The sequence below is a fragment of the Bacillus sp. (in: firmicutes) genome (assembly GCA_017656295.1).
Classification (GTDB): Bacteria; Bacillota; Bacilli; order Bacillales; family JACDOC01; genus JACDOC01.
Map to the genome: position 1 here is coordinate 17,216 of JACDOC010000027.1, position 12,675 is coordinate 29,890.

The 12,675-nt window shown below is 36.4% G+C and carries 14 protein-coding genes; 5 read left to right on the forward strand and 9 right to left on the reverse strand.

The genetic code is table 11. The features are described from left to right. Positions 1–28: 28 nt before the first annotated feature. The 3 genes from H0Z31_14890 to H0Z31_14900 all read right to left on the reverse strand — a co-directional run bounded on the left by H0Z31_14890 (position 29) and on the right by H0Z31_14900 (position 2,649). On the reverse strand, positions 29–1,246 hold the full coding sequence (locus tag H0Z31_14890; GenBank protein ID MBO8178715.1) for an EAL domain-containing protein: 1,218 nt from the start codon (positions 1,244–1,246) through the stop codon (positions 29–31). A gap of 308 nt (positions 1,247–1,554) precedes the next feature. Next, positions 1,555–2,319, reverse strand: a complete 765-nt coding sequence (locus tag H0Z31_14895; GenBank protein MBO8178716.1) for a 2,4-dienoyl-CoA reductase — start codon at positions 2,317–2,319, stop codon at positions 1,555–1,557. Positions 2,320–2,439: 120 nt separating this feature from the next. Then, positions 2,440–2,649 carry a hypothetical protein gene (locus tag H0Z31_14900; GenBank protein ID MBO8178717.1) on the reverse strand — a complete coding sequence of 70 codons (210 nt, stop codon included), beginning with the start codon at positions 2,647–2,649 and terminating at the stop codon, positions 2,440–2,442. 187 nt (positions 2,650–2,836) lie between these two features. On the opposite strand from H0Z31_14900, the gene H0Z31_14905 reads away from it, so the two are divergent. Continuing rightward, entirely contained in the window at positions 2,837–3,712 is an 876-nt protein-coding gene (locus H0Z31_14905; protein MBO8178718.1) for a metallophosphoesterase, read from the forward strand. A 36-nt stretch (positions 3,713–3,748) separates the two neighbouring features. Here the strand turns inward: H0Z31_14905 and H0Z31_14910 are convergent, their stop codons facing one another. From H0Z31_14910 to H0Z31_14920, 3 genes are all read right to left on the reverse strand, one after another. Beyond that, positions 3,749–5,611: an EAL domain-containing protein gene (locus H0Z31_14910; protein ID MBO8178719.1), complete on the reverse strand. Its 1,863-nt coding sequence runs from the start codon at positions 5,609–5,611 to the stop codon at positions 3,749–3,751. A gap of 417 nt (positions 5,612–6,028) precedes the next feature. Beyond that, positions 6,029–6,367: a fluoride efflux transporter CrcB gene (crcB, locus tag H0Z31_14915; GenBank protein ID MBO8178720.1), complete on the reverse strand. Its 339-nt coding sequence runs from the start codon at positions 6,365–6,367 to the stop codon at positions 6,029–6,031. Further along, positions 6,364–6,732: a CrcB family protein gene (locus tag H0Z31_14920; protein ID MBO8178721.1), complete on the reverse strand. Its 369-nt coding sequence runs from the start codon at positions 6,730–6,732 to the stop codon at positions 6,364–6,366. Before H0Z31_14920 ends, crcB begins: the two co-directional genes overlap by 4 nt. Positions 6,733–6,876: 144 nt before the next feature. Between H0Z31_14920 and H0Z31_14925 the strand changes: the two genes are divergently transcribed. Together H0Z31_14925 and H0Z31_14930 are read left to right on the forward strand one after the other, a co-directional pair. After that, positions 6,877–7,176 (forward strand): hypothetical protein, encoded by a 300-nt coding sequence (locus H0Z31_14925; GenBank protein MBO8178722.1) that lies wholly within the window; start codon positions 6,877–6,879, stop codon positions 7,174–7,176. 207 nt (positions 7,177–7,383) lie between these two features. Continuing rightward, a complete protein-coding gene (locus tag H0Z31_14930; protein ID MBO8178723.1) occupies positions 7,384–7,851 on the forward strand; it encodes a hypothetical protein in 468 nt (155 codons plus the stop codon). A 70-nt stretch (positions 7,852–7,921) separates the two neighbouring features. Here the strand turns inward: H0Z31_14930 and H0Z31_14935 are convergent, their stop codons facing one another. Next, entirely contained in the window at positions 7,922–8,827 is a 906-nt protein-coding gene (locus tag H0Z31_14935) for a chemotaxis protein CheV (protein MBO8178724.1), read from the reverse strand. Between the two features lie 108 nt (positions 8,828–8,935). Beyond that, positions 8,936–10,249, reverse strand: coding sequence for an MFS transporter (locus H0Z31_14940; GenBank protein MBO8178725.1), 1,314 nt, complete (start codon positions 10,247–10,249; stop codon positions 8,936–8,938). 200 nt (positions 10,250–10,449) lie between these two features. Here H0Z31_14940 and H0Z31_14945 point away from each other — a divergent pair, with 200 nt between their 5' ends. Next, positions 10,450–10,593, forward strand: coding sequence for a hypothetical protein (locus tag H0Z31_14945; protein MBO8178726.1), 144 nt, complete (start codon positions 10,450–10,452; stop codon positions 10,591–10,593). Between the two features lie 147 nt (positions 10,594–10,740). Here H0Z31_14945 and H0Z31_14950 read toward each other — a convergent pair whose 3' ends face one another. Then, the gene (locus H0Z31_14950) at positions 10,741–11,253 is read right to left on the reverse strand and encodes an RDD family protein (protein MBO8178727.1); all 513 of its coding nucleotides are present in this window, start codon (positions 11,251–11,253) and stop codon (positions 10,741–10,743) included. A gap of 170 nt (positions 11,254–11,423) precedes the next feature. On the opposite strand from H0Z31_14950, the gene H0Z31_14955 reads away from it, so the two are divergent. After that, positions 11,424–12,581 carry an aminotransferase A gene (locus H0Z31_14955; protein MBO8178728.1) on the forward strand — a complete coding sequence of 386 codons (1,158 nt, stop codon included), beginning with the start codon at positions 11,424–11,426 and terminating at the stop codon, positions 12,579–12,581. The last annotated feature ends 94 nt before the right edge of the window (positions 12,582–12,675 follow it).

Sequence of the window (12,675 nt, forward strand, 5' to 3'; positions counted from 1 at the left end):
TCCCCGATCTAGGCAAAATTATTCGATGCTACAGTAGTTCCGCTCGTTCATATAAATAGTCAAAAGACAAATCCATAAATAGAAAGTGATGCTGATGAATAGGATAAGCAAACGTACGTATCAATTCACTCGTCTCTATATCACCATATACGTCGGATAAAATTCCTCGTTGGTCAGTCCTCATTTTCATAATGTTTTCTAAAAAATACGGGCGCCAACTCCAGTTTTTTCCTACATATTGCGGGTATACAACCCACTTATTTCCACTTTTGAATAAATTGGGGGACAATTGGAAACCATTTTCATCCGTCACATAGAATCGAAAGCTCATCGTCGAAAACTCTTTCGCTAACTGCTTTAACAACCCCTCATAGTCCTTTTCTTGTTTTTTAAATTTGGGAATTAATTCACTCATTTTGTCGTTTAATGTTGAAGCTAATTCTTGAACTTTTTCAATTTTTGCTTTTTCATGAGTAATGAATTTTTGACAGAGTTGCTTTAACTTGTCTTTTAATAACACTTTTTCGACAAATACTTCTTGCGGTTTTTGTAAATAATATCCTTGATAAAACCTTCCTCCATTTTTCCAGGCGAACTGAAACTGGAATTCCATTTCAATTTTTTCAAACAGTAAAGAAGCCCCTATTTTACGTGCTAACATCGAGAGGGAGTATACAATCTCTTTAAATGTCGGATTCCCAAGTTCATAGCGCAGGCTTTGTAAATCGATCTTAATAATATCAGGTGATAGGTTGGCTATGGACTTTAAATCAATTCGCTCTTGGCCATGTTTGGAAATGGCAAACTTGACACCATATGTTCGAAAATAACGGATAAAGTGTTCTAACTGTCCTTCTTCACCTAAATTATTTTCTTGAGTCAATTCGAGCACGATGTTGCTCAACGGAAATCCTTTTTGTTCATATTGTTGCAAGGTAGTTAGTAATTGTTCACCTTGATCACTCATTAATAATCTCGCCGATTGATTAAAAAACAATAACCCTTCAAACTGCTCATCGATTGCTTTTTCTAACGCTTTTGTTATAATCACTTGATCGACTTCTCTTTTAAAATCGTCTGGAATATCGTCATTATGAAAAAAATGACCTAAACTCTCACAGCTAGTATCACTTTGGTATCGCCCTAACACTTCATAGCCTATCACTGTATGCTCGTCCGCACTAAAAATTGGTTGAAAATGTGGTAGGACTCGTTCTAAATTTGCCATCACTTCCAATGCATCCATTTGAATCCCCCCTTATTTGCCCAGACAATGCTTTTTCGTTCCATACATTATATGTATTAGGCGCTTTCGTTGAAAACAATTTGAGTCAGAAAAGGATGATAACTTAGAATTATGGATAATTATAATCATTTCTTTTTACTTTTCAAGAAAAAAATGATTACTTATAACCATTAAATAAGTATAAATATTAATTTATATTTATGAAGATACATTCGTTATTTATTAGTTGTTTTTTTAGAAAAACAGTTTCTGATAAAACTTAGAAAACGTAAAAAGCGACCCACATCGTGGATCGCTTTAAACAATGTTTAAAAAGGATATTGGTTTAACCACTGACCTCCATCCATTGTTACACATTCACCATTAATATAAGCCGCTTTATCAGATAATAAGAAATACGCTAACTCAGCAATTTCTTCAGGTGTTCCTAATCGACCTAATGGGACACTGTTAATGGTCCGCTTGGCCGCTTCTTCAGAGATCCACAGTTTTTCCGCGCCTCCTGTTCGCTCTATCGGTCCTGGGGCAATCGCATTCACGCGAATACCGTATTTTCGTCCCCATTCTACCGCTAATGTACGTGTGATTGAGAGTACCCCGGCTTTCGCTGCAGCGGAATGAATAACTCCTGCCCCTGCATTCCAAGCATACGTGGCAACCATGTTTAAAATACTTCCTTTTATTCCCTCTTTAATCCAGTACTTTCCGACAGCTTGTGAACAATAAAATGTCCCGTTCAGCACAATGTTGATCACCGCATTCCAGCCATTTACGGATAAATCTTCAGCTGGGCAAATAAAGTTCCCTGCTGCATTGTTCACGAGATGATCAATGGTCCCGAAGTGTGTAACCGTTTGCTCTACCATTTGTTGCACAAGTTCAGGATCTCTTACATCCATCGCAATGGTTAACACTTGACCATCATACGTTTCAATTTCTTTTTTAGCTTGTTCTAAACGTTCTTCATTTCTTCCAGTAATGACTACTCTTGCTTCACATTCGGCAAATTTTTTCGCCATATATTTACCCATTCCACTTGAACCACCTGTTACAATCACTACTTCGTCTTTCATATCCCCACCCCTTATGAATGAATACTCACTCATTATAATACGAGAAGGGAAGTAAAATTCCTTCTTTTTTTCTACTAAAATCGTCAAAGTTCATAAAAATAGACGTGGAATCCCACGTCTTTACTGCTCTTGATTTAATAACAATTCATGTAATTTTCGAAGGGCTCGCACAATGACCCGTTTTCGTTGAAATCCTTTCACTTTCACAGTTATTCCGTTTAATTCAGCATATACTTGTCCTCCATTTCCGAGAGGATGAAATCCATATACAAATAGCTTAATCGTTCCATGCTGAGAAGGCAGGAAAAACATATCCATCCGTTTGCCAATTATCATTTGTAACTCACTCCTCCTTCCTGAAATGAAAAAGACAAGTTGATATCAATGTATACTAGCTACAAACAAATGTCAAAAATTATGTTTTTGTTTAATAGATATTTTGATAAGATAAAATACATGTTAATAGATTTTTTAATAAATAAAATACATGAATTGTATAAATAGGTTGTGAGAATGAATGAAAGAAACGATGAATCGTAGAACGTTTTTAAAAAAAATCGTCGGATCATTGTTCGGTGTTATAGCTACCGGATTTGGTGGCTATTACTATGGAAAATACATCGAACCTTTTCGATTACAAATCAACCATATTGAAATTGCTCATCCGTTGATTCCTAAAGGATTCAACGGATGTCGACTCGTACAATTTAGCGACACCCATTTAGGATTTCATTACGATTTACCCCAATTTAAGAAACACATACAAACCATCAATTCCTTGCAACCGGATGTGATTCTGTTCACTGGTGATTTAATGGACCGACCGAATCAATATCCTTTTACAGAACAAGTTGTCCATTCGTTGCAACAATTAGAAGCTACATTCGGAAAGTTTGCCATTTATGGAAATCACGATCATGGAGGATATGGGACGGAAATTTATCGACAAATGATGAACCAATCGGGGTTCGTCCTTTTAAAAAACGAATCATACAATCTTCAAATTTTAGACGGAAGTTCAATAGAAATTATCGGAATCGATGACGCAATGCTTGGAAGTCCAAACATTACCCAAGCCATTCACTCCCTTCCTCAAGACCGTTTTAAAATTTTACTTTCACATGCACCAGATGTGGCCGATCAAATTGTCAACTTCCCAATTCACCTACAAATAAGTGGCCATAGCCATGGTGGTCAAGTACAAATTCCTTATTTCGGTCCGCTCGTAACGCCACCATTGGCTGAAAAATATTTAGAGGGAAAATATACGATTGACGGAGAACATTCGTTGATTCTCTATGTAAATAGAGGCTTAGGGACAACCCGTCTCCCTTTTCGTTTATTTTCGGTCCCCGAAATTACGGTCTTTACATTAAAATCAATAGCGAAATAGTTGGAGGCTGCCTAATCGTAGGAACAGCCTCATTTTTTATTGAGCTTGTAATAACGTTTGTTCAATTTCTAGCGCACTGACTGGTCGACTGAAATAATAACCTTGCGCCTTTTGACATTTGGCATGAAGTAAAAATTCAACTTGTTCTTTCTCTTCGACCCCTTCAGCTACTACTTCTAATCCTAAATTGTGAGCGAGAGCAATGATGGTTTTCGTAATAGCAGCATCCTTTTGATCAATTTGAATGTGTCTTACGAATGTTTGGTCAATCTTTAAAATATCAATCGGGAAACGTTTCAAATGATTTAAGGAAGAATATCCCGTACCAAAATCATCAACAGATAAAACGATACCAAGCTCTTTTAATTCTCTTAACATTTTTAGCGCTTCTTTAGTGTTTTCCATCGCTCCTTCTGTAATTTCTATTTCGAGAAACGATGGGTCAACTTGATATTTCATTAATGTTTTCTGAATAAATGTCGGTAAGTTTGATTTATGAAGTTGTACTGGAGAAATGTTTACAGCAATTCGAAATTTTTGCGTACCCATATTCTTCCATTTAGCAATTTGAGCGCATACGTTTTCAATAACCCATTCTCCGATTGGAATAATTAACCCTGTATCTTCAGCTAACGGAATAAATTGCTGAGGGGAGACATATCCAAATTTTCCGTTATTCCAACGTAGCAGTGCTTCAAAACTTTCAATTTTTCCTGTTTGTAAATTGACTTGCGGTTGGAAATATAGCATTAACTCCTCTTTTTCTATCGCTCGGCGAAGATGGGCTTCCATAATTTTATAGTTTGGAAAAGACTGCTTCATATCGGAAAAATAAAATTGATAATGCGCCCGCCCTTTTTCTTTTACTCGGAAAAGCGCATTGTCAGCATTTTTGATTAATCCTTCTACATCATCTCCATCATTCGGGTACATACTAATACCGATTGATGATGTAATATAGTATTCTTGTTTATCCATTACGAACGGTTCGCTAAATAACGTTAATAGTTTCTTAGCAAACCGTTCGGTCTCATCTCGAGTCGTTTGCTTTAATAAAATCATAAACTCATCTCCACCTAGCCGATACACACAATAATCGTAGCCCTCAACTGATTGCAATCGGTTAGCGATTTTTTTCAATAAGTCGTCCCCAAGTTTATGTCCTAACGTATCGTTAAAATATTTAAAACGATCAAGGTCCATATATAACAAACTTAACTCTCTTTGTCGTTTTTGATGGATTTTCAGTTCGTACTGCAATTGTTTGAATAATAGATTTCGATTACCTAACCCCGTTAACGTATCATGAAAGGTAAGATACTGAATCGTATCTTTAGAACTCCACTGTTCGGTCATGTCTTTTGCAATCATCATAATCCCATCTTTAAGACCATGACAAAGAACTGGGAATGTCTTTATTCGGACTAACACTTTCGCACCGTTTCGATGAATGAGTCGGCAAGATTTAAATTGTTGTGGACGATTTTCTTCCACTACTTTTCGAAGTTTCCGTTCATCTTCGTTATGTACAAAGTGGTATATTAACTGATCTTGTAGTTCCTCTTCTTTCAACCCAAGCATATGAAGTGCTGAAGGATTAAAATTTTGAACCCTTCCATTTCGATCTACGACAAATAGGGCATCAAAATTATGTTGAAATAATGAATAGAATAAAGAATCTTGGACCTTTCTATTGGTTACTTCCTCCTTTAATGAGATTCGAGAGACAACAACAACAAATCGAATTCTTCCATCTTCATGAAAAATAGGTGTGAACGTTGCTTTTAATTGCCCTTTTTTTAATCGTTTCGAAATCACTAATTCTGTTTCTTTATATAGAACTTCCTGTAAATAGGTGTTGATATTCAAGCAAGAGAGAGCTGTATGATCATCTCTCATGAGTGGATCAAGGAAGCAGTCAACATCATTCTTCATCCTATTAGAAGGAATGTTTATCGAATGACAAATCCATTCTTCCGAACCATTTCGTTCATAAAGAGAAACGAAATTTTCTACACCTTCTCTCAAAACATTTAAAAAAGTAAGAAAAATTTGTTCCTTCTCCTGTGTACTCATTTGATAAACAATAGATTCTGTAAAATTATCCATACAATCATCCTTTATCAAACACCGTATGTATCCAAGCTTCATCCTATGGTTTATTTACTTGCTACTATTGTACAATTTTTTTATGTATAAAAACTAGACAAAATTGAATTTGTTTCAATTTTAATAAAATATTTCCATATTTAAATATACCTTAAAAGAAAAAAACGATACAACTATTATATTGTGATAATTATGAAAAAAGTTTATTTACAACTTGTATCCTAATAGAAAACAAGAAAAACTACCTACTATAGATAAAAAAAGATAAACAACAAACTTTTTAACCCTTTTTTCCTTCCAAAGTTGAATGGCATCTAACATAAAGCTTGAATACGTCGTAAATGCCCCACAAATGCCAATTAAAAAGATGCTTTGCCATTGGCTGGACCATATATGAGAAACAACCCAACCTAATCCAAATGAACCTAACAGATTAACCGTTAACGTTCCGATTGGAAAGGGAACATTCATTTTCCCGATCCAGTTGGTCAACAAATATCTTCCTGCAGCGCCTAAAGCTCCTCCAATGATTACCCATATCATCACCGTTGGTCACCTACCAATTTGCCCATAGTTATCCCCAATAACGTACTTATCGCTCCAACAATCAAAGTACTAAATATATATATCCATAAAGACATAGGCACATCTTGTAATTGAAAAATATCCCCCATAAAAGTAGACATAGTGGTTAATCCTCCACAAAATCCCGTACTTAACAATAATTGTCCTTCTTTCGTGATCGTTTTCATATTGGCAAACGAATAGAACATTCCTATAAGAAAACATCCGATGATATTTGCCAAAAACGTTCCCAGTGGAAAATTCATGGCGAACCATGTGGATAGACCATATCTTAGTGCCGCCCCAAGCGCTCCACCAAGAGCTACAAGTATTACGTTTTTTAACATCATATTCTTCCTTTCACAAAGCCAATTCTTTTTTAGGCCTTTTTACTAACTCTATTTTAGGACTAGCGCGTATTCATGACAAACACATATGATGTAACAAGTATGGCCCCTCATTCTTTTCGATTTGAAAGGAGGTCAATTCAAATGTATCCTTACTACTTACCGACTTATCACCGTCAATACGACCAACGTTTTTTTGGTTTCGGTTTTTTACCTTTCGTAGCAGGTGGGCTAGTAGGTGGGCTAGCAGGTTTGGCCATAAGCCCATTCCTCTTTAACCGTCCGTGTTGCCCACCATTTTACTACCCACCTTATGGACCTTACCAATCCTATCCACCATATCCGACTCCATATGGATATGGTGGAAACCTACCATATCCATCCCCTTATGGATTTGGAGGAGGAGGTCCAGAGAATATTAACTTTTTTACGAATCAAAATTAGCACTTCTTTCAGGAGGTGCTTTTCTTTCTTTTTTGTGTCACTGAATTTTTCATTATTTAAAAATAGACTGAACCTTCCAAAATAACTTTAAAAGGGTTATAATGAAAAATAATAGGGAAATATCACTTCCTTTAGAAATTTCTCCTGCTTTCTTTATACGAATTATTTCAACCAAAGTAACAATAATTTATGTAGAAAGGAGTTAGTATGTTGAGACACAGCAAGATACAATCTTCACTACGCCCTACCATCCAAAACCTCTCACAAGCAATCTTCACTGTCAATCGCCATGCAAAAACAGCGACCAATCCCAAATATTTATATACGTTAAAAAAAGAAGCCATCCTTAAAATGATACGCGAAGGAAAAGCGAAAAAAGTTGGACTCCATTTTTCTTCGAATACAAAATTTTGTCAACAACATTCGGACGTGCTCGTTTCTTGTGGAGATTATACATTTCATATTCCACCCTCTAAAGAGGATTTTGAACAACTCCCCCATCTAGGAAAACTCGATACCTCTAAGAGAAACCCTAAGTGTCGAATGCCATTGGCACAAGCAAAAAAATTGTTGCAAGCATATACAGGATTAAAGGAACCAAATGAGAAAAAACAAATGAGAAACCCTTCTTATCAAAAGCCTGTCTTTAAAAGGTTAGGAGAAAGTTTCTTCTAAAATCAAACGGACTGTACAAACAACAAACTGCCGTATTCGTACGGCAGTTTATTTTGATTTGGTATAGCTTTTATAAAATATGCTGATCAATTTTTATGATAAGTTCACCAATTTCTGGTTTACTTACTTGCTCATCTGCCCCTACAACGTCCCCTTTATGCCGCAAATCATCCGTAATGAGCGAGGAGAATAAAATAACCGGCAACTGTTTTAAATGATCAGAAGTTTTTATTTTCTTTGTTAAATGATGACCGTCCATTTGTGGCATTTCAATATCAGAAATCACTAAATGGACTTCCTCGTAAAGCGTTTTCCCTTCCTGCACAATCGATTGTAAATAGTCATAAGCATCTTTACCATTTTCAAAAAATTGAATGTTGGTATATCCGGCTTCTGTTAATGTATCATAAAGGAGCTTCCGCAGAAGTGGTGAATCCTCTGCTACAACGATTTTCTTATCTGAACGCTCCCGTTTTCCAAGTTTTTTCACTTCCTCTACTCGAATACCCGAATCCGGATGAATTTCAACCATAATTTTTTCATAATCCAGCAATAAAATCATTTTGCCATGATGTTTGATGACCCCAATGACATACGTATTTTGGCCTTGATACATTCCGTTTGGTTTCTCAATTTGTTCCCAAGAAATCCGATGAATTTGAGTGACGTTATGAACATGAAAGACTACTTTCTGCTTATTAAATTCAGCCACAATAAACTTTTCTAGAGCTGACGATTCCGAAGGTTGTTGATTAAGTACTTTTCCTAAATCAATAACAGGCAACACTTCACCACGAAGCTGAATAATTCCTTCAACATATGGATGGGAATGCGGAATAATAGTCAAAGGTACTGGTTGAATGATTTCTTTTACTTTAATGACGTTAATACCAAATGCATTTCCGAAAACTTCAAACTCTACAATTTCTAATTCGTTCGTACCGCTTTCTAGCAAAATCCCTTGATTATGATTCATTTACGTCTTCCTTCCTGAATGTAATCTTTCAGAATAAATATACCATGATATATTGGTGAATTTTCACAAAAACAAAAAATTAATACAAAATTCACAATAAGTGAAACATTATTCGGTTGCTTCCCTTTTCACAAAGCGGTGGACCCATAATCCTATAAGAGCCATAATTAAAAGGGAACTTAAAGCAAGGCGACTCGCTATATTGCCATACGAAGCAAAAACAAGCGTAATACTTCCATAAATAAGAGGACCGATAATGGCTGAAATTTTTCCAGAAAAAGCGAATAACCCGAAGAATTGTCCGCGCTTTTCCTCTGGAGTCAATTCAACAATGAGCGCTCGTGATGTTACCCACATCGCTCCAAGTGCTACTCCAAACAAACTTCCCGCCACCCAAAACTGCCACTCAGCCGTAGAGATCGTACCCATGATTAGTGCAATAACTAGTAATAATCCGACATAGTGAACGCTGCGATACGGTCCCTTTTTACTAGAAATAATACCAAATAGAAATGAACCGATAATACTAGACACTGTTGAAAAGAGATAGAGCAAAATAAATTGCCCTGACGAAAACCCTACAATCGTTTTAGCATAGATGGCCATCATCGCAATCGTGGTGGCTATCGCATCATTCAAGAAAAAATAAGCAACCATAAAGGTAAAAATCGAACGATATTGTTTCATCTCTTTAAACGTAACAACGATTTCTTTATATCCAGCAAAAAACGAAAATGGTTTCGGTTTGATGGAAGCATTTTGCTCTTTGACAAAGAAAAAGAGGGGTAGCGCAAACAGAAAAAATAAAAGAGCAGAAGGAATAAAAGCTCGATGATAATCCTCATTTCCTACGTACAAATAAACGGTAAGTCCAACCAGTGTTCCAACGTATCCAACGGCAACACCAAATCCAGAAACAAGCGAAATATTTTTCCCTTGGCCAACATCACTAATCATTGAGTCGTAAAACACAAGGCTGGAGTGATAGAAAAATTTCGCAATAATAAATAATAGGACGACAAAAAGAAGATGAAGGGGTACTTGAAGAAATGTGTTTTCAGTTGGAAAACGGGCAATAATTCCCATTAACACCGTAGCTATGACAGTAATAAGGGTAAAGGTGACAATATACTTTTTCTTTTGTGCTTTTCGATCGATAAGGACACCGTATAGGGGAGTAAATACTACAAGAAGGAAACTGGCGATGGCGTTCGCGTAAGAAATAAACGTACTAGCAATTTGATTCAACACTTCGTTACTACCAACGACTTCTTGTAAGTAGAATGGAAAAAAAATCGTAATAATATTTGATGAAAAAATAGTGTTTGCAAAATCGTATAGCGCCCACGAAATAATGGGGAGAGTAAATATCATTTTTAAAGAGTTTGACAGTTTCTTTTCCTTAGCCAGCTCCACCTTCATTTCACATTCCACCTTTATACATATTTTTTTCGACTGGCACCAATAACGATCAACAAGTTATGAGCGTACGTTCCCTCTTTACCTCACCTCCCGTTTTTTATTCCATTTATTATCGAAAAATTCCTTCTCGTTTGAGCACATGTGAAACTCCCTTCTCCGCTATGTATCATTAATTTCGTTTAAAAAATAGGCTATGTTATATGTCATTGTTGATTTTTAGCAAGTTGTTCACACGGCGGCGACTCAGCGGGAACAAGAAGCCGCAAGACCCTTACTTGAGCGTAGCGAGTGAAGCGGCTTGCACCTTGCCTGCGGAAAGCGTCCGCCACAAGCGTAATGTATAATTTGTCAACAGTATCGGTTAACAGACACCCATACCAATAAAAATTAGCACATCAATGAATAAAATAACAGCAAAAGTTATCCACAGTTATTTCAGGGTAGAGCCAAAAAAAAGGCTTCGTCAAAATAAAACGAAGCCTTTTCTGTTCCTATTTTTTTACGACCATCGTTCCGGCAATTAAATCGTGTAAAGCTTGTTTTTTTTCGGTGAATGCTGCAATGATGTAACCAATCATAAAGATAGGGGATAGGAAACTTTGTGCTAAAAAGCGGCCAAGAGATCTCCAAAAAGAAATTCGCTCACCTTGCATAGAAACAACTTTTAACCCAAGTAATTTCTTTCCGATAGTCGCCTGCCATTTCGATGCATGTAATCCAGCATAATAAAGAATAGCCGCAATAAAATTAACTAAAAGAACAAGGCCATACGCTTTTAAAACAGCAAATAGCTCTTCATCTGTTAACTCTGCTTCTACCATGTTAGGATCTGACAATACTTCGGCATCAATATTAGCATACAAAATAGCACCAATAATAAAGGTACTGATAATTGCTAGTGGAATCCCTATGACTAAACCATCAATAATGTATGCAGCAAAGCGTTTCCAAAATCCAGCTGGTTGTAGATCAACAGTTGGTGACTCTCCCCCTAAATTTTGCATGTGTTGTTCGTTCATAGTTCCCCTCCTTTCATCATCAAGTACGAAAATAAAGAGAAAAAGTTTCACATTTTATAAAACATTTTTATTGATTCCTTCTTATGCATTATATAATCTAGAAGAAAATAATAAAACACCAATTTCAAATACATTACATAATAGGTGATTCATGTATGGAACATTTAATAAACCCAAAAGTAAAAGAAATTCAAATATCGGGCATTCGCCAATTTTTTAATATGGTTTCTTCCATCGACGGAATGATTTCGTTAACGATTGGTCAACCGGATTTTAATACACCGACTCATATTAAAGAAGCAGCTAAAAAAGCGATCGATGATAATTTTACTTCCTATACACATAACGCTGGATTTTTAGCTTTACGTGAAGCGGTAAGTTCCTTTTTGTATCAAAATTATCATATATCCTACAATCCACATACAGAAATTATTGTCACCAATGGTGCGAGCCAAGCCATTGATGTTGCTCTTCGAACCATTTTACAAGATGGCGTTGAAGTGATTTTACCTGGACCTGTATACCCTGGCTATGAACCAATTATCCGAATGATGAATGCCAACCCTATTTATGTGGACACACGAAAAAATAACTTTAAATTAACGGCTTCGTTAATTGAACAACACTTATCAGCCAAAACGAGATGCATTATTTTGCCTTACCCTTCGAACCCAACGGGAATGACATTGACGAATGAGGAGTTAGCCGAAATCGCCAACTTAGTGAGAGGAAAGGACATTTTTATAGTAGCTGATGAAATTTATAGCGAACTTGTATACGACAAACCACATGTATCCATTGCTTCTATGTTAAAAGAACAAACCATATTTATTAACGGTCTGTCGAAATCGCATGCGATGACTGGTTGGCGTATTGGTTTTTTATGTGCCCATGAACCGATTGCGAAACATATGCTAAAAGTACATCAATACAGCGTATCTTGTGCTTCCTCAATTTCTCAAAGAGCAGCCTATGAAGCGCTAACAAACGGCTGGAACGACTCCAAGGAAATGAAGCAAGAATACACTAAACGGAGAACTTATGTGTACGAACGGTTGCAAAGCATGGGGTTACCAGTTCTCCTACCAGATGGTGCCTTCTACTTTTTCGTTCCGATTCCAAAAAATATTGATAAAAATTCGTTCGAGTTTGCAGTCGACATGGCCCAACAGGTAAAAGTAGCTGTTGTGCCTGGAAGCGCATTTTCTCCGATGGGGGAAGGATATGTTCGTATATCCTATGCCTGCTCGTTAAATACCCTTCAAAAAGGACTCGATCGAATGGAAGAGTATATAAATACTTGGAATAAATAAAACAGGGGCCTTATATATGGTCTAGCCCCAAAAAAGTGGAAGTTTAAAAAACCCCGGGAGTAATTATCCTTAAAAGGAAATTGCTCCCTTTTTC